The following is a 17239-nucleotide window of genomic DNA, read 5'->3' as shown; positions in this document are numbered from 1 at the left end:
CCAATTCGTCGGATTTTTCGTATTGAGCACAAAGGTTGCCGCAAAACAAACCCGTAAAAATACGCGAGGCGAATATACTGGAGCTACGCGATCAGGTAATCTGGCCCTACTGCGTACCGGGCTTTCGGGCTGATCTGCGGTATCTGGTTCATCCGCGCCTGCCGGGCATCGTGATTCCCGCGCGTCGCGTCTTACTGAAAGGACATGTCATGGACGGCACGTTCAACGAAAACGATCTTTCCCGCGTGGTCGAGGCCGACCGCGCCCATATCTGGCACCATCTGATCCAGCACAAGCCGTTTGAGACGAACGATCCGCGCATCATCGTCGAAGGCAAGGGCATGCGCGTCTGGGATCAAAAGGGCAAGGAACACCTGGATGCCGTCTCGGGCGGCGTATGGACGGTGAACGTGGGCTATGGCCGCGAATCCATCTGCAAGGCCGTCTACGACCAGCTGATGAAGCTGTGCTATTTTGCGAACTCGGCGGGCTCGATCCCCGGGGCGCTGTTTGCCGAAAAGCTGATCGAGAAGATGCCGGGCATGAGCCGGGTCTACTACACCAACTCGGGGAGCGAGGCGAACGAGAAAGCTTTCAAGATGGTCCGCCAGATCGCCCACAAGAAATACGGCGGCAAGAAGACCAAGATCCTGTATCGCGACCGCGATTATCACGGCTCGACCCTGGCGGCGATGTCGGCGGGCGGTCAGGATGAGCGCAACGCGCAATACGGCCCCTTTGCGCCGGATTTCGTGCGCGTTCCGCACTGCATGGAATACCGCAAGCACGAACTGGACGGCGCGCCCGACGAGAACTTTGGCGAATGGGCCGCCGATCAGATCGAAGCCGTGATCCTGCGCGAAGGTCCCGACACCGTAGGCGCGTTGTGCCTTGAGCCGGTGACCGCCGGCGGCGGCGTGATCGAAGCGCCCGAGGGCTACTGGCAGCGCGTGCAGGAGATCTGCAAGAAGTACGACATCCTGCTGCATATCGACGAGGTCGTCTGCGGCGTGGGTCGCACCGGCACCTGGTTCGGGTACCAGCAATATGGCGTGAAACCCGATTTCGTGACCATGGCCAAAGGCGTGGCCTCGGGCTATGCCGCGATTGCCTGCATGGTGACCACCGAGGAAGTCTTTGACATGTTCAAAGACGATGCCGCGGACCCGATGAACTATTTCCGCGACATCTCGACCTTTGGCGGCTGCACTGCCGGGCCGGCCGCGGCGATCGAGAACATGCGCATCATCGAAGACGAGAACCTGCTGGGCAATTGCGCCGCGATGGGGGATCGCATGATGGGCAACCTGCAGGCACTGATGGACAAGCACAAGGTCATCGGCGACGTGCGCGGCAAGGGCCTGTTCCTGGGTGCCGAACTGGTCGCGGATCGCGCGTCCAAAGAACCGGTGGACGAAAAGCTGGCCCAAGCGGTCGTGGCCGATTGCATGGCGCAAGGGGTAATCATTGGCGTGACCAACCGCTCGGTCCCCGGGCGCAACAACACGCTGTGCTTCTCTCCGGCTTTGATCGCCACGGCGGACGACATCGACCAAATCACCGATGCGGTTGATGGCGCACTGGGGCGTGTGTTCGGGTAAACCCAGCGCAGGATAAAAAAACCAAGTGAAACCGGCGTTCTTCGCGCCGGTTTCTTTTTTTGAGCTCCATTCGCTCAGGCAATAGCCTTTGTTTGTTTCAATCAGCGCATCCAGACCAAAACTTTAGGATTTGCGCCCGCTGATGACAAAATGGGTTAGCGAAAAGAAAAACCGCCCCCTCGCGGCCAACGATCTCTGCTCATCCGCCCATTCCTTGGCTTCCTGATCCGGAACGAGCTTGTTGGACTCGGCGAACCTTTTCATCAGGGTGATCATCATATTGGCCAGCCCGTCTGGCCGGAGTTCGTTATCGCAAATCGTAATCGGCGCGACGCTTTCCACTGTGAAACCCTGGTCTCTCAAAATCAGTGGCAGTCGTGCGGGCACGTCTCTCCCGACAAAGTGCTTGTCCCAGGCTTTTATCATTCGATCCATTCTTGCCGGATCATCACTGTACCAAACCAGGCTGTCGAAATGGATGTCGCCCACAACAAGCAGACCACCCGTCCTGAGACATCGATGGGCCTCCGCCACCGCGGCGGCAATGTCGTCTAAATACTCGTAAACCTGAACCGATACCGCCTTGTCGAGTGACGCATCCTCGACCGGAAGTTGGCCTGCCTCACCCTCCATGATCTGGACCCAGTCATATTCATGGCAGCGGTTTTTGGCGGAACTCCGCATCGCCTCACTTGGATCGATCCCCAAAACACGCCCGGTCGGACCAACCGCCCGCGCGAGCTCTGCTGTCAAAAGACCGTTGCCGCATCCAACGTCCGCAATGGTATCACCCGCGGCTGGTCGCAACGCGTCAAAAGACCCTCGCCGCCGCCGGGTGACATCGGCACCTTGATACACGCTGTCGAGTAGACGCGTTGTTGCTGCATCAAATTCAAGCATGGCGCTCGCAAAACCAATGTTGGTCAATTCAGCACGTGCAAGCCTAGCGGTTTTTGGTCTAATTGTCTGCCTACGCAAAAAGGCGGCACTCAGGCATCAAAAAAGCCGCCCCTTGTGGCGCGGCCTTTCTTTCACTGTTTACTGAATGAGGAGGCCAGAGGGGCAAGTACCCTAGAAACCATCCCACCAAGCAGCTCCAGTTCGTGCAACCTGCGTTTTTGTGCGTCAGTTCGCCCTTTTGATTTCGACTTCATCAAATTCGAAACGGCCAGTTCCAAAGGCTGCCAGGCCTATCCCCGCACGAGCGCCCTGGCTGGAGTTCGTGGACGTTCGCTTTGAGAACAGCGTTTGAACGACCTTGGTTCCGTTGGCAAAGAAAACCACATGCGCCCCTCGGACCTGGAAGGTCAGCTTGTTCGGGGCGCCGACACGTATCGCGTCATGTCTGTCCGCGTGTACCAGCCGCAATTGGCGACCGTCCTTTTGCAGTACGTGATAGCGCCCTTTGTCGTCCACAGTGAACGCCACATACTTGCCGGACTTTCCGCTGCCAACCAGAATGCCCACACCGCTTTTGCCGCTGAACTCTCCGTCCACCACGGCAGAGATTATCATGTCCTGCGTGCTCTCCAACGAATCCGAGCCGGGAAACTTCACCCACGCCACATCGTTGAACTGAAGGCTACGCGCATCCTGTCTGTTCTCCATGACGAATTTTCCATCGGCCACATAAACAGCCCAGGGCGGCTTGGCCGATTGAAAGTCGATCTGCCCGCCCAGCATGAGCGTCGAGTCGTCGCCATCAAAGGTTTCAACCAATACGTCAGGGAGGTCAGGTTCGGTGATCGTGTCCTGTGATCTTGCCACTGTCGGGTGGCAGATCGCCACTGCCGTCAAGACAAGAAGGGCTTGTGTAAGTCTTTGGCAAATAGGCATTTCAGTATTCCGCATTCAATTCATCAGTGAAACTCAGTAGATGATTACATCAAATGCGTGTAGTGGCCATGACGGAATCCCATACTTGGTTTATGCGAAATCCAATCTGGTCGATCCAAAGAAAAAAGCCGCCCCGAACGGGACGGCCTTTCTTTCACTGTCTCTCGAAAGAGGATCAGGCAGCCAGAGCAGCCTGAGCTTTGGCGACGATCGCGCCGAACGCTTCCGGTTCGTGCACGGCCAGGTCGGCCAGAACTTTGCGGTCCACTTCGATGCCGGCCAGGTTCAGGCCGTTGATGAAGCGGGAATAGGTCAGTGCTTCGTCATGCGAACGGACAGCGGCGTTGATGCGCTGGATCCACAGGGCGCGGAAGTTGCGCTTGCGGTTCTTGCGGTCGCGGGTTGCGTACTGGTTGGCCTTGTCGACGGCCTGACGGGCAACCTTGAAGGTGTTCTTGCGGCGGCCATAGTAACCTTTGGCGGCCTTGATGACCTTCTTGTGACGGGCGTGAGTTACGGTTCCACCTTTAACGCGGGACATATCGGTATCTCCTCTTAGCGGTCGTAGGGCATGTAGCCCTTGACGATCTTGGCGTCGGGGGCGGACAGGGTGGTGGTGCCACGGGCGTCGCGGATGAACTTTTTGGTCCGCTTGATCATGCCGTGCCGCTTGCCGGCCTGAGCTGACATGACCTTACCGGTCGCGGTCACCTTGAAGCGCTTCTTGGCGCTCGATTTGGTCTTCATCTTGGGCATTTCCGTCTCCTTTCAGGGTTCGGTCCGAAACGCGACTCGGCATGCCACATCGGCCGGTCGCGCGATCAGATGCGCCGTTTACGCAAGTTCGGTCATGCTGGCAAGGGGTTTTTGACCCGTTCGGGTGCTTTTTGCACCGGGGTCGGGAACCGGGGCAGCGGTGCCGCCCCGGTTGGTGTCATCAGTCGGCGAACTTGCGGATTTCGCCGCTTTTCAGTCGCGCGCTGTACGAGGCCAGTTCCTGACGCACCACTTTCATCAGGAAGTAGAGCGCAAAGACGTTGACCACGGCCATGGCAAAGATCGCCGCGTCCGAGAAGTCGATGACCGGACCCAGGTTGGCCGCAGCCCCGATCACCACGAAAACGCAGAAGATCAGCTTGAACACCAGTTCCTTGGTGTGGCCCTCGCCGAACAGATAGGTCCAGGCCTTGAGGCCGTAATAGGACCAGCTGATCATGGTCGAGAAGGCGAACAGGATCACCGCGATGGCTAGGATGTAGGGGAACCAGCTGAAGGCGCTGCCGAAGGCGGCCGAAGTCAGGCTGACACCGGTGTTGCCATCGACGGTTGCGATCGCGGTGCCCGCTTCGTTCAGCACGTACAGGCCGGTTGCCGGGTCGATCACCAGCTGCTGGGTGATGATGATCACCAGCGCGGTCATGGTGCAGATCACCACGGTGTCGATGAACGGCTCGAGCAGTGAAACAAAGCCCTCGGTGATCGGCTCTTTGGTGCGGACGGCCGAGTGTGCAATGGCCGCCGAACCCACGCCTGCCTCGTTCGAGAAGGCGGCGCGTTTGAAGCCCTGGATCAGAGCACCGACCATGCCGCCGGCCACGCCCAGACCGGTGAAGGCACCAGCGAAGATCTGACCGAAGGCCCAGCCGATCATGTCAGCGTTCATGATGATGATGACCAGCGCAGTGGCGACGTACAGGATGCCCATGAACGGCACGACCTTCTCGGTCACGCGGGCGATCGACTTCAGGCCGCCCACGATGACCATGAACACCACGGCCGCGAAGACCAGGCCGGTGATCCAACCGGGATAGTCACCAACGATACCCGCGATCTGCTGGTGCGCCTGGTTGGCCTGGAACATGTTGCCCCCGCCCAGCGCGCCAAGGATACAGAAGATCGAGAACAGGACCGCCAGGATCTTGCCGCCGGGCAGACCCAGCTCGGCAAAGCCCTTGGACATGTAGTACATCGGGCCGCCCGAAACGGTGCCGTCTTCGTACTCGTTGCGGTACTTCACACCCAGCGTACATTCGGTGAATTTCGACGCCATGCCCAGAAGGCCGGCGAGGATCATCCAGAAGGTCGCACCGGGGCCGCCGATGCCGACTGCCACCGCGACGCCCGCGATGTTGCCCAGGCCGACCGTGCCGGACAGCGCCGTTGCCAGCGCCTGGAAGTGACTGACCTCGCCCGCATCGTTGGGGTCGGAATAGTCACCTTTCACCAAGCTGATCGCATGGCTGAAGAACCGCATCTGCACAAAGGCGAAATACAGCGTGAACACCGTTGCGGCCACGACCAGCCACATCACGATCCAGGGAAAGCTCGTTCCCGGAAAAGGTGCGAAGATGAAGCTGACGAAGGGGCCCGTCAGATTCGCGAAGGTCTGGTTGATCTTTTCATCCAGACCGGGGGCCTCCTGCGCAAGTGCGGGGTTGGCCAGCAGGGCCGCGGCCGCACCGGACAGGCCCAGGGTTTTGATCGATTTCATGTCTGCTCCTCCCGTCAGTTCACGACTGTGACCGGAACGTCGGCGTGCATGACCAGATTCTGGGTCGAACTGCCGAAGATTCGCTTTTTGATGCCGTCAGCCGAGGATCGTCCCACGACGATCTGCGATCCGCCGTTTTCGACCGTGATCGCGTTCAGCGTTTCGGCCACATCGCCATGGCGGACAATACCGCGGGCGCTGAAGCCTGCGGCCTTCAAGGCCTCGACGGCGGGTTCCACCACGCGGCTGGTGGCAAGCGCGATCTCCTCTTCGCGCCGCTTGTGCCGCAGGGCGTTTTCCTCGGGAGTTTGGAAAGTATAGGGCGACCATTCGATGACATAGGCAACCAGCAGTTCACACGATCCAATCCGACTTGCCAGATCCTTGGCAAAGCCGACCGCGCGATCTCCGGTCTCTGTCCCGTCCAGTCCTATGACAATTTTCGTTGTCATCTCGTTCCTCCGTTTTTGTTGATTTGGCCGGGGCCCGTGCCCCCGGCAGGGCAGCCGGAACCTGGAACTCGTTTTACAAGACTGCCCTTCGGTCAAGTATCAGGAAAAATCACTAGGAAAAGGAGATTTTTTCGGTCTATTTTCAGGAAAATATGCCGCCAGACCTCAAAAACGCAGGGAAATTGCCTGATGGACAGGGATTTGGATAAGATCGATCAACGGATATTGGCCGAGCTCGAGGCCAATGGACGCCTGCCAATAGTCGAACTGGCGGCCCGAGTAAACCTGACCAACACGCCGTGTTCCGAGCGGGTGAAACGGCTGGAAAAGAGCGGGTACATCACCGGCTACAGCGCGGTGATCGACAAAGAGAGGCTGGGGCTGGGGCACTTGACGGTGGTGCAGGTTTCGCTGACGGCCACAGCCGAACACTCGCTGGACCGTTTCAACGAAGCCGTGCGACGGGTACCTGAAATCGAAACCTGCCTGATGGTCGCCGGATCATTCGACTACATGCTGACCGTTCGGACACGCGACATCGCGCATTTCCGAACGGTTTTGGGCGACAAGATCAACAAGCTTCCGGGGATACACCAGACAAGCTCGTTCACGGTGATGGAGACCGTAAAAGAGCCTGTCGGCGCCAAAGCAAGGCCCGGCGGACCGGGTGGCTGATCCTATTCGGGATCCGTCGAGTAGATCAGTCGCTCGTCGCAAGGGGCGACGCGCAGGATGTTGGTCGAGCCTGGCACGTTGAACGGGACACCGGCGGTCACCACGATCTGATCCGAGGCGCCGGCAAACCCGCTGGCACGCGCCGCGCGCGCCGCATTGACCACGGCGCTTTTGAACCGCTCGAGCTCGGGCGTCATCACGCAGTGACAGCCCCAGCTGAGACACAGACGCCGCGCGGTGCCCCGCAGCGAAGTCATGGCGATTATCGGGACACCGGGACGCTCGCGGGCGGTGAGCAGTGCGGTGGTGCCGCTTTGGGTAAAGCAGCAGATCGCCTTGATGTCGGTCTTTTCGGCGATTTCACGGGCCGCGGCCACGATGCCGTCGGCAACGGTCGTTCCCTTGGTCTGGCGCGAGGCGTCGATGATCTGTTTGTAGGTTGGGTCGGCTTCGACCTCGATCGCGACCTTGTTCATGGTCTGAACGGCCTCGATCGGATACGAGCCCGCGGCCGACTCGGCGCTCAGCATGATGGCGTCGGTTCCCTCATATATGGCGGTGGCGACGTCCGACACTTCGGCGCGGGTGGGCATCGGGCTTTCGATCATGCTTTCCAGCATCTGGGTGGCAACGATCACCGGCTTGGCGGCGGCGCGGCACTTGCGGACCAGTCGCTTTTGAATCGGAGGCACGGCCGATACCGGGAGTTCGACCCCCAGATCGCCACGCGCGACCATGATGCCGTCCGATGCGTCGAGAATTTCGTCGAACGCCTCGACTGCGGCGGGTTTTTCAATCTTGGACAGAATGGCGGCGCGGCCGTCGGCCAGGGCGCGCGCTTCGTACACGTCCTTGGCCCGCTGCACGAAGCTCAGCGCAAGCCAGTCGACACCCAGCTGGCAAACGAACTCCAGATCGTCCCGGTCCTTCTCCGACAGGGCTGCCAGCGGCAGCACCACGTCGGGCACGTTTACACCTTTGCGGTTCGAGATGGTCCCGCCGATTTCAACTTTGCAATCTGCGAAATCGGGGCCGCATTTCTCAACCACAAGCCGGATCTTGCCGTCGTTGACCAGCAGATGCGCCCCCGCTTCCAACGCCTGAAAAATCTCGGGATGCGGCAGGCAGACCCGGCTGACATCGCCCGGAGTTTCATCCAGATCCAGGCGGAACGCGGCACCTTCGACCAGGTCTTCTGCATCATTCGCAAACACACCGACCCGCAGCTTCGGGCCCTGAAGGTCCGCCAGAATTGCGATCGGGCTGTCGAGATCCTTTTCGATCTGACGGATGATCCGGTGGCGTTCACGGATTTCGTCGTGGCTGCCATGGCTCATGTTCAGGCGGAAAACATCGGCACCGGCCTCGTGCAGAGCACGGATCATATCATAGTCGTTGGACGCGGGGCCCAGCGTCGCCACGATTTTCACATTTCTCAGGCGTCGCATCGATCTTGCTCTCCTTGATGGTCGAATGTTACCGCAAACAATGGTCGGTTTGCTTATTGCGCAATTCCCTTTCCGAGGCAACTGTCCTACACCTGCGGCAAACTAGATGACAGGCTCATGACATACACTCCGTTTTACGTGCACGGGGCGGATCGCCCGTCCCGCTGGCTGATCACGTGCGACCATGCCACCAACACCGTACCGCCGCAGATCAATTGCGGCGACCTTGGCCTCCCGCGCGAGGACATGGAGCGCCACATCGCCTATGACGTGGGCGCCTACGAGGTGTCGAAACATCTGGGCGAGATCCTGAACGCGCCGGTGATCGCGGCGAATTTCTCGCGGCTGGTGATCGACCCGAACCGGGGCGAGGACGACCCGACGCTGCTGATGAAGCTGTATGACGGGTCGATCATTCCGGCCAACCGTCATGCCGACGCCGCCGAGCGCGAACGGCGCCTGAACTTGTGCTATCGCCCCTATCACGAGGCGCTGGCCAAAATGGCCGCCCTGCCCCATGCCGTGATCGTGTCGATGCATTCTTTCACCCGCCAGTTGCGGGGCCGCCCGCCGCGCCCCTGGCATGTCGGCATCCTGCACACCGCGGACGAACGGTTCTCGGCCCCTCTGATCGACCGGCTGCGCGCCGAAGGGGATCTGTGCGTCGGCGTCAACGAACCCTACACCGGCGTGTTGCCGGGGGATGCGATCGACCGGCACGCCACCGCTTTTGGCCGTCCCAACGCACTGATCGAGCTGCGCAACGACCTGATCGCCGATCATTCCGGGCAACGCGCCTGGGCCGAGCGGCTGGCGCCGATCCTGCAGGACGCGCTGGCCGCAAGCGGGCTGTAACGCTGGAAAATCCGCGACCAAACGACGCCTGTCCTCTTGCGCGGCGCGCGGGCGGCCCCCATTTTTCGGAGTGAAAGGAGGCCGTCATGACACCTGAAACCCTGACAGCCTTTTTCGGCTGGATGACCGTTTTGAACTTTGCGGTCCTGCTGCTGTCGACCCTGATGGTGGTGGCCCTGCAGGACCGCATCGCTGCCATTCACGGCCGCATGTTCCAGATGGAAAAGGCCGAGGTCAGAAAGGCCTATTTCAAGTATCTTGCGAACTACAAGATCCTGACCCTGATCTTCTGCCTGATGCCCTGGATTGCCCTCAAGCTGGTCTGAACCGGCGCGCGTTGTGCAATGGCCTCGGGCTTGCTAGGTCTGGATCAAATCCCACGAACCGGAGCCCGACCATGGACCCCCAGACCGAGATCGAACTTCAGGCCGCCGCTTTCCGCCGTCTGCAGAAACACCTGATGCAGGACCGCACCGACGTTCAGAACATCGACATGATGAACCTCGCCGGGTTCTGCCGAAACTGCCTGGCACGGTGGTATCAGGAGGCCGCCAATGAAAAAGGCATCGAAATGGGCAAGGACGAAGCCCGCGAGATTTTCTATGGCATGACCATGGATGAGTGGAAATCCAGATACCAGACCGAGGCCAGCCCCGAGAAACAGGCGGAATTCAAGGTCGCGTTCGAGGAGAACGTCGGCAAAAAAGACTGACGCCAAAACAAAAAGGCCCGCCAGATCGGCGGGCCTTTTCATTCAGATCGCTGCCTTTAGGCTTTCGTCCAGATAGATCTCGCGCAGGCGCGTGGCGATCGGGCCGGGTGTGCCGTCGCCCAGCGCTACGCCGTCGATCTCGACCACAGGCATTACGAAAGCGCTGGCCGAAGTGGTAAAGGCCTCGTCGGCCTCCTTTGCTTCGTCGATGGTGAACAGGCGCTCCTCGACTTCCATCTGCGCCTCGGCCGCCATGCGCAACACCGCCTTGCGGGTGATCCCGTGCAGGATGTCGTTCGACAGCGGGCGGGTAACGATCTTGCCGTTCTTGACGATATAGGCGTTGTTGCTGGTGCCTTCGGTGACATACCCGTCTTCAATCATCCAAGCATCGTCGCACCCAGCGGCCTTGGCCATCATCTTGCCCATGGACGGGTACAGAAGTTGCACCGTCTTGATGTCGCGGCGGCCCCAGCGGATATCCTCGATCGAGATGATCTTGGCCCCTTTCTTCGCCGCCGGATTGTCAGCCAGACCGGGCTTGTTCTGAGTGAACAGAACCAGCGTCGGCTTGGTGTCGGCCGAGGGGAAGACGAAATCGCGGTCGCCGTCGCTGCCGCGGGTGACCTGCAGATAGACCAGCCCCTCGGTGATGCCGTTCAGCTCGACCAGCTTGCGGTGGATTTCAAGCAGCTCGTCCTTGCTGCAGGGTTCGGCCATCTGCAATTCGTCCAGCGACCGCTTCAGGCGCACCGCGTGACCCTCGAAATCAATCAGCTTGCCGTCCAGCACGCTTGTCACCTCATAGACGGCATCCGCCATCAGAAAGCCTCGATCGAAGATCGAGACCTTGGCTTCGGTCTCGGGCAGGTATTCGCCGTTCACGTAAACGGTACGGGTCATGTTCGTCTCCATCAGCCCCAGAGTTCCGCCTCGGGCGGGTGTACTCCGGCATCGTCAAAAATCAGCGGGGTGTCGCGGTCTTCGGCCAACAGAAGCGGGCCGTCAAGGTCTGTCACCAGCGCACCCTGCGCCACCAGTGTCGCAGGCGCCATCGCCAAAGAGCTGCCGACCATGCAGCCCACCATGATGCCATAGCCCTCGGCCTGCGCCGCGCGGCGCAGCTCCAGCGCCTCGGTCAGACCGCCGGTCTTGTCCAGCTTGATGTTGATCACGTCATATTTGCCCTTCAGACCGGGCAGGCTGGCGCGATCGTGGCAGCTCTCGTCGGCGCAGACCGGCACCGGACGATCGAGTCCGATCAGCGCCTCGTCATCTCCGGCGGGCAGCGGCTGTTCGACCAGCGCGACGCCCAACCGCACCAGATGCGGCGCCAGATCGGCATAGACCTCGGCCGACCAGCCCTCGTTGGCATCCACGATGATTCTGGCGTCGGGCGCCCCGGCCCGCACCGCCTCGAGCCGCGGCATGTCGTCGGGCGTGCCCAGCTTGATCTTCAACAGCGGACGATGCGCGTTCTTCGCCGCCTGCGCCCGCATGGCGTCGGGCGTGTCCAGCGACAAGGTATAGGCGGTGATCTCGGGCTTGGGCGCGGGCAGGCCGGCCAGTTCCCAGGCGCGCTTGCCCGCCCGCTTGACCTCAAGGTCCCACAGGGCGCAATCCACCGCATTGCGCGCGGCACCGGCGGGCAGCAGGTCCATCAGCGACTGGCGCGTGAACGCGTCGGGCAGGCCGCGGATCTCGGCTTCGACCGATTCCAGCGATTCGTCATACCGGGCATAGGGCACACATTCACCCCAACCCTGATGCGCCCCATCCGTCAGGCGCACCGTCAGTACCTTGGCCTCGGTCCGCGACCCGCGCGAGATGGTGAACACCTGCGCCAGTCGGAACACATCACGAGAGACGTCGATCTGCACGCGCCCACTCCTCTGTCCTTGCAGTTTCCAGCGCCGGAGGCAGGTTTCCCCGCCATCGGCGCCCCGGTTGGATCACATCGCGGCCAGCGCGTCCACCAGCTTGCCCGCGCCGAACCGGTACGGATCCGTGGTCGGCAGGCCCATCTCGGCCTCGACCTTGGCGATGTAGGCTTTCGCGTCCTCCTCGCTCAGATGCTGGGTGTTGATTGACACACCCGCAACCTGGCAGGCGGGGTTGGCGACGCGCGCCAAAGGCAGGGCCGTGTCACGCAGCTGCTCCAGTGTCGGCAAGGAGTATTCCGGCAGACCGCGCATGTGGGTGCGGGTCGGCTCGTGGCACAGGACCAGAGCATCCGGCTGACCGCCATGGATCAGCGCCATGGTCACGCCGGAATACGAGACATGGAACAGCGATCCCTGCCCCTCGATGTGATCCCAGTGATCGGGATCGTTCTCGGGCGTCAGGTATTCGACGGAACCGGCCATGAAATCGGCCACCACGGCGTCAAGCGGAACGCCCTGCCCGGTGATCAGAATGCCGGTCTGGCCGGTTGCGCGGAAGGTCGATTTCATGCCGCGCTTGCGCATCTCGGCATCCATCGACATGGCCGTGTACATCTTGCCCGCCGAACAATCGGTGCCCACCGCCAGACAGCGCTTGCCGCTGCGCTTGCGCCCGTTGGCGATCGGATAGCCCACCGTAGGCACGCGAACGTCATGCAGGGTGCATCCATGGGTCTGGGCCGCGGCCACCAGATCGCCTTCGTCGCGCAGCAGGTTGTGCAGGCCCGAGGCCAGGTCATAACCCATTTCCAGCGCGGCGATCAGGACCTCTTTCCAGGCCTGGCTGATGACGCCTCCGCGGTTCGCGACACCGATCACCAGCGTCTTGGCGCCGGCGGCCTTGCCTTCGGCCAGGGTCATGTCGGTCAGGCCCAGATCGGCCTTGCAGCCCTCCATCCGCAGCTGACCCACGGCGTTTTCCGGGCGCCAATCCCGAATGCCGATCGCGACCTTGGCGGCCAGTTGGTCGGGGGCATCGCCCAAAAACAGCAGATACGGTGTCTCGATCATCGCGCGCTCTCCTTTTCTTCCGCCCCAACCTATTGAAGGCCGTCAACGAGCGTTTCTCGTTTTCCTCCGACCTCCCGCACCTCGGCCGGAGAATTTTGCAAGATTCCCCCGCGCGGCGCAAAAAGCTTCGAAATTTTCAAAACGATGAAACTTTGACCGCCGCATTCCGGGGGTTGCGCACAGCTTTCTGCAACAGCATTGCCGCAACCGCACAATCAGGCTTGCGCAGGGTCGCGCAATTTAATACCCAATTGCCAACCGAAATCGCAATTTCATTACTCAGCGAGGTGCCGATGAGCTTTCGTATCCAACCCGCCGCCCCGGCGCGACCAAACCGCTGTCAGCTGTTCGGCCCCGGATCAAACACCAAGCTGTTCCCCAAGATGGCCGCCTCGGCCGCGGACGTGATCAACCTCGACCTCGAAGATTCGGTGGCCCCGTCCGACAAGGACACCGCCCGCGCCAACGTGATCGAGGCGCTGAACACCGTGGATTGGGGCAACAAGTACATGTCGGTGCGGATCAACGGGTTGGATACGCCCTATTGGTACCGCGATGTCGTTGACCTGCTGGAACAGGCCAGCGACCGGCTGGATCAGATCATGATCCCCAAGGTGGGCTGCGCCGAGGATGTCTATGCGGTTGACGCTCTGGTCACTGCGATCGAACGCGCGAAGGGCCGCACCAAGCCCATCAGCTTTGAAGTCATCATCGAATCCGCAGCCGGCATCGCCCATGTCGAGGACATCGCGGCCTCCTCTCCACGCCTGCAGGCTATGAGCCTGGGCGCGGCCGATTTCGCCGCCTCGATGGGGATGCAGACCACGGGAATCGGCGGCACGCAGGAAAACTACTACATGCTGCGCGAGGCCCAGAAATACTGGTCGGACCCGTGGCACTGGGCACAGGCTGCCATTGTGGCCGCCTGCCGCACCCATGGGGTGCTGCCGGTCGACGGTCCGTTCGGCGACTTCTCGGACGACGAAGGCTATATCGCGCAGGCGCGCCGTTCGGCGACGCTGGGCATGGTCGGCAAATGGGCGATCCACCCCAAGCAGATCGCGCTGGCCAATCAGGTCTTCACCCCGTCGGACGAGGCGGTGGCCGAAGCGCGCGAGATCCTGGCCGCGATGGAGCAGGCCAAGGCCAATGGCGAAGGCGCCACGGTCTACAAGGGGCGGTTGGTCGACATCGCCTCGATCAAGCAGGCCGAGGTAATCGTGGCGCAAGCCGAACTGATCGCTGCAAACGGCTGATGGGGGCTTCAGAAAAAAGGCGCTCGTTTCGAGCGCCTTTTCCTGACTTCGGTTGGCCTCAGCGGCCGAACACGTTGTTTGGGGTCCAGGTAAACTTTTCACCCTGCTTGCCGGATTTCATCATCAGGCAGGACGTTCCCAGCTTCTGGAAATAGATGATCTTCAGAGGGTACCAGCCCGCCTTTGGAACTTCGACCTCGGTGCGCTGGTTGGCTTCACACCCCTGGATCCCAGTGACCCGGCCGATCTGCTGGCCACCGACATAGGCCTCGATCCCGTCATTGGACCAGGTTTCAAGCTCGTAAATGCCCGGAGAATCAAAGCGCATGTACCCGGTGATTTCAGCGGCAACATTGTAGGGGTCCGTGAATGTCAAAACCGGCTCGCCCTTGTTGGTGTCGGCATAGTCCAACCCGCGCAGTGGCTTGCCCGGCTTGGCCTTGGACAACACGCTTTTGGCCTGGCTCAGATCGCGGATCTTTCTCTGAGTACCCTGCCCAACATATTTCACGTTCAACCCCGCCTTGGGATTGGGCTGCGGGTTGGCGGGCTGCAATTTCAAAGGCGCGGCAAATGCGGCACCGGCGACAATCGCCATCACGGCCGCCAATACGCCTGTCCGAACAAAACTCATGATCGTGTCTCCCTGACATCGCGCCCTGTTCGATCTGATGCCGAGTTTCTGGCGCTTTCAGGCTGACGATATTCCGGGATACATATGCCTGCAAGGTCCTTGCGGCAGTGGGCTAAAGCTCAGACCCTCAGGTCTTTCGGGGATCCCATGACCACGTAGGACGTGATCGAGGTGACATGGGGCAAGGTGCCCAATACGTCGGTATGGAAGGTCTTGTAGGCCGAGAGGTCGGCGCATTCCACCCGCAGCAAGTATTCGATCGTACCGGTGATGTTGTGGCATTCGACCACTTCGGGCGCCAATTGCACCGCTTTTTCAAAACCTTCCTGGGCGGCCTTTGTATGCTCACCCAGTCCGACGCCGATATAGGCGACGAAACCGACGCCCATCGCCGCAGGGTTCAAAACGGCGCGATACCCGCTGATGACGCCCGACCGCTCAAGCTCTTGAACCCGGCGCAGACAGGCTGACGGCGAAAGCCCGACACGGTCCGCCAGTTCAAGGTTGCTGATCCGGCCATTCCGGGCCAGCTCTTGCAATATTTGCTGATTCTTGAGGTCAATATTCGCCATTTGTTGCAAGCTTTATGTAATCGAGCGCGAAATCGCAATTTCATTTGACCATACTTGGGCGATCTTTGCGCCATGACTTACGATATTCTACTCGCGCTGGTCGCCTTTGCCTTTGTCTCGTCCATCACCCCGGGGCCGAACAATCTGATGCTCATGGCCTCAGGGGCGAATTTCGGGTTCCGGCGGACAATCCCCCATATGCTGGGTATCGGCCTGGGTTTCATGCTGATGGTTTTGTTGGTCGGCGCCGGGTTGGTGCAGGTGTTCGAAGCCTATCCCGTCAGCCACGTGATCCTCAAAATCGCGTCGGTGGCCTATCTGCTATTCCTCGCGTGGCGAATTGCCAATGCGGCTCCTGCCACGGGCCCGGGGCACGCCGGCCGACCCATGACGTTTCTGCAGGCAGCAGCGTTTCAGTGGGTGAACCCCAAAGCCTGGGCCATGGCGCTGACGGCAACGACGGCCTATGCCCCGGGCCAGACCCTGCAAGCCATTGCGCTGGTTGCCCTTGTATTCGGCTGCGTGAATCTGCCATCTGTCAGCACCTGGACGGTTCTGGGCGAGCAGATGGCGCGCGTGCTGACAAACCGGCGACGTCTGACCGTGTTCAACTGGTCGATGGCGGTTCTTCTGCTGATTTCGTTGTACCCGGTGCTGTGGCCGGGCTGAAGTCGCCGGCCCGCGTACCTTTTCGTCCCACGCGGGAAACGCACCCCGACATGCGGTGCCGAGTTGCATCCGGGGCGACCTCGGGTCATATAGCGGAGAACTTTCGCGTTGAGAGGCGTCATGACCCAGTATCTGGATTTCGAAAAACCGCTGGCCGAGATTGAAGGCAAAGCCGAAGAGCTGCGCGCCCTGGCCCGCGCCAACGAAGAGATGGACGTAGCGGACGAAGCCGCCGCGCTGGACGCCAAGGCGGCCAAGCTGCTGGACGAGTTGTACAAGGACCTGACGCCCTGGCGGAAATGCCAGGTGGCCCGCCATCCCCAACGTCCGCACTGCAAGGATTATGTCGAGGCCCTGTTCACCGAATTCACCCCGCTGGCTGGTGACCGCAATTTTGCCGACGATCTGGCGGTCATCGGCGGCCTGGCACGGTTCAACGATCAGCCGGTGATGGTGATCGGCCATGAAAAAGGCTCGGACACCAAATCGCGGATCGAGCGCAACTTCGGCATGGCCCGCCCCGAAGGCTATCGCAAAGCCGTGCGCCTTATGGAAATGGCTGGTCGGTTTGGTCTGCCGGTGATCACCTTGGTGGATACTGCCGGCGCGTATCCGGGCAAGGGCGCCGAAGAACGCGGGCAATCCGAAGCGATCGCCCGTTCAACCGAGATGTGCCTGAAAATCGGTGTGCCGCTGGTGTCTGTCATCATCGGCGAAGGCGGCTCGGGCGGCGCGGTGGCTTTTGCCACGGCCAACCGGGTAGCGATGCTGGAGCACTCGATCTACTCGGTTATTTCGCCCGAGGGCTGCGCGTCGATCCTGTGGAAAGATGCCGAAAAAATGCGTGAGGCCGCCGAGGCGCTGCGCCTGACCGCGCAGGACCTTCAAAAGCTGGGCGTCTGCGACCTGATCATCCCCGAACCCAAAGGTGGCGCGCATCGCGACCGCCCGGCCACGATCGAATCCGTAGGCAAGGCGATCGCCAAGATGCTGAAGGATCTGAACGGCAAGGATGCCGCCGCGCTGATCAAGGACCGGCGTCAGAAGTTCCTGGAGCTCGGATCCAAGGGACTGGCGGCCTGAT

General features: G+C 60.9%; 20 protein-coding genes. 8 read left to right on the top strand and 12 right to left on the bottom strand.

Annotated elements, in window-relative coordinates:
* The first annotated feature begins 209 nt into the window (after window positions 1–209).
* On the top strand, window positions 210–1601 hold the full coding sequence (locus ACR0BA_RS16985; protein WP_170361432.1) for an aminotransferase family protein: 1392 nt from the start codon (window positions 210–212) through the stop codon (window positions 1599–1601).
* Between the two features lie 123 nt (window positions 1602–1724).
* On the opposite strand, the gene ACR0BA_RS16980 is transcribed toward ACR0BA_RS16985, so the two are convergent.
* The 6 genes from ACR0BA_RS16980 to ACR0BA_RS16955 all read right to left on the bottom strand — a co-directional run bounded on the left by ACR0BA_RS16980 (window position 1725) and on the right by ACR0BA_RS16955 (window position 6380).
* On the bottom strand, window positions 1725–2528 hold the full coding sequence (locus ACR0BA_RS16980; RefSeq protein WP_480729122.1) for a methyltransferase domain-containing protein: 804 nt from the start codon (window positions 2526–2528) through the stop codon (window positions 1725–1727).
* Between the two features lie 198 nt (window positions 2529–2726).
* Entirely contained in the window at window positions 2727–3368 is a 642-nt protein-coding gene (locus tag ACR0BA_RS16975; protein WP_480729120.1) for a hypothetical protein, read from the bottom strand.
* Between the two features lie 244 nt (window positions 3369–3612).
* The gene (gene rplT / locus ACR0BA_RS16970; RefSeq protein WP_093965154.1) at window positions 3613–3978 is read right to left on the bottom strand and encodes a 50S ribosomal protein L20; all 366 of its coding nucleotides are present in this window, start codon (window positions 3976–3978) and stop codon (window positions 3613–3615) included.
* A gap of 14 nt (window positions 3979–3992) precedes the next feature.
* Complete coding sequence (rpmI, locus tag ACR0BA_RS16965; RefSeq protein ID WP_039523697.1) at window positions 3993–4193, bottom strand: 50S ribosomal protein L35; 201 nt, start codon at window positions 4191–4193, stop codon at window positions 3993–3995.
* Between the two features lie 181 nt (window positions 4194–4374).
* Window positions 4375–5928, bottom strand: a complete 1554-nt coding sequence (locus ACR0BA_RS16960) for an alanine/glycine:cation symporter family protein (protein WP_480729118.1) — start codon at window positions 5926–5928, stop codon at window positions 4375–4377.
* A 14-nt stretch (window positions 5929–5942) separates the two neighbouring features.
* Window positions 5943–6380 (bottom strand): universal stress protein, encoded by a 438-nt coding sequence (locus tag ACR0BA_RS16955; protein ID WP_093965150.1) that lies wholly within the window; start codon window positions 6378–6380, stop codon window positions 5943–5945.
* A 189-nt stretch (window positions 6381–6569) separates the two neighbouring features.
* On the opposite strand from ACR0BA_RS16955, the gene ACR0BA_RS16950 reads away from it, so the two are divergent.
* Complete coding sequence (locus ACR0BA_RS16950) at window positions 6570–7055, top strand: Lrp/AsnC family transcriptional regulator (protein WP_093965149.1); 486 nt, start codon at window positions 6570–6572, stop codon at window positions 7053–7055.
* Window positions 7056–7057: 2 nt separating this feature from the next.
* Here ACR0BA_RS16950 and pyk read toward each other — a convergent pair whose 3' ends face one another.
* Entirely contained in the window at window positions 7058–8503 is a 1446-nt protein-coding gene (gene pyk / locus ACR0BA_RS16945) for a pyruvate kinase (protein WP_170342769.1), read from the bottom strand.
* Window positions 8504–8620: 117 nt separating this feature from the next.
* Between pyk and ACR0BA_RS16940 the strand changes: the two genes are divergently transcribed.
* From ACR0BA_RS16940 to ACR0BA_RS16930, 3 genes are all read left to right on the top strand, one after another.
* Entirely contained in the window at window positions 8621–9358 is a 738-nt protein-coding gene (locus ACR0BA_RS16940; RefSeq protein ID WP_480729116.1) for an N-formylglutamate amidohydrolase, read from the top strand.
* Between the two features lie 86 nt (window positions 9359–9444).
* Window positions 9445–9684 carry a DUF6868 family protein gene (locus ACR0BA_RS16935; RefSeq protein ID WP_005981131.1) on the top strand — a complete coding sequence of 80 codons (240 nt, stop codon included), beginning with the start codon at window positions 9445–9447 and terminating at the stop codon, window positions 9682–9684.
* Between the two features lie 71 nt (window positions 9685–9755).
* Entirely contained in the window at window positions 9756–10070 is a 315-nt protein-coding gene (locus ACR0BA_RS16930; protein WP_480729114.1) for a DUF1244 domain-containing protein, read from the top strand.
* A 42-nt stretch (window positions 10071–10112) separates the two neighbouring features.
* Here the strand turns inward: ACR0BA_RS16930 and ACR0BA_RS16925 are convergent, their stop codons facing one another.
* From ACR0BA_RS16925 to dgcN, 3 genes are all read right to left on the bottom strand, one after another.
* Complete coding sequence (locus tag ACR0BA_RS16925; RefSeq protein ID WP_170407872.1) at window positions 10113–10973, bottom strand: D-amino-acid transaminase; 861 nt, start codon at window positions 10971–10973, stop codon at window positions 10113–10115.
* Window positions 10974–10984: 11 nt separating this feature from the next.
* Window positions 10985–11950, bottom strand: a complete 966-nt coding sequence (gene dgcA, locus ACR0BA_RS16920; protein WP_480729113.1) for an N-acetyl-D-Glu racemase DgcA — start codon at window positions 11948–11950, stop codon at window positions 10985–10987.
* A gap of 72 nt (window positions 11951–12022) precedes the next feature.
* On the bottom strand, window positions 12023–13024 hold the full coding sequence (dgcN, locus tag ACR0BA_RS16915; RefSeq protein WP_170366173.1) for an N-acetyltransferase DgcN: 1002 nt from the start codon (window positions 13022–13024) through the stop codon (window positions 12023–12025).
* Between the two features lie 293 nt (window positions 13025–13317).
* Between dgcN and ACR0BA_RS16910 the strand changes: the two genes are divergently transcribed.
* Window positions 13318–14280 (top strand): L-malyl-CoA/beta-methylmalyl-CoA lyase, encoded by a 963-nt coding sequence (locus ACR0BA_RS16910; RefSeq protein ID WP_480729111.1) that lies wholly within the window; start codon window positions 13318–13320, stop codon window positions 14278–14280.
* Window positions 14281–14338: 58 nt separating this feature from the next.
* Here the strand turns inward: ACR0BA_RS16910 and ACR0BA_RS16905 are convergent, their stop codons facing one another.
* Together ACR0BA_RS16905 and ACR0BA_RS16900 are read right to left on the bottom strand one after the other, a co-directional pair.
* Complete coding sequence (locus ACR0BA_RS16905; RefSeq protein WP_170366169.1) at window positions 14339–14914, bottom strand: PA14 domain-containing protein; 576 nt, start codon at window positions 14912–14914, stop codon at window positions 14339–14341.
* A 119-nt stretch (window positions 14915–15033) separates the two neighbouring features.
* Window positions 15034–15486 carry an Lrp/AsnC family transcriptional regulator gene (locus ACR0BA_RS16900; RefSeq protein ID WP_480729110.1) on the bottom strand — a complete coding sequence of 151 codons (453 nt, stop codon included), beginning with the start codon at window positions 15484–15486 and terminating at the stop codon, window positions 15034–15036.
* Window positions 15487–15558: 72 nt separating this feature from the next.
* On the opposite strand from ACR0BA_RS16900, the gene ACR0BA_RS16895 reads away from it, so the two are divergent.
* Both ACR0BA_RS16895 and ACR0BA_RS16890 read left to right on the top strand, forming a co-directional pair.
* The gene (locus ACR0BA_RS16895; protein ID WP_480729108.1) at window positions 15559–16155 is read left to right on the top strand and encodes a LysE family translocator; all 597 of its coding nucleotides are present in this window, start codon (window positions 15559–15561) and stop codon (window positions 16153–16155) included.
* Between the two features lie 120 nt (window positions 16156–16275).
* The gene (locus ACR0BA_RS16890; RefSeq protein ID WP_170361406.1) at window positions 16276–17238 is read left to right on the top strand and encodes an acetyl-CoA carboxylase carboxyltransferase subunit alpha; all 963 of its coding nucleotides are present in this window, start codon (window positions 16276–16278) and stop codon (window positions 17236–17238) included.
* Window position 17239: the final 1 nt, after the last annotated feature.

It is taken from the genome of Ruegeria sp. CI5, from assembly GCF_056536885.1.
Note: the sequence above shows the minus strand (reverse complement) of the source record. Positions and strands in the feature narration are given on the sequence as shown.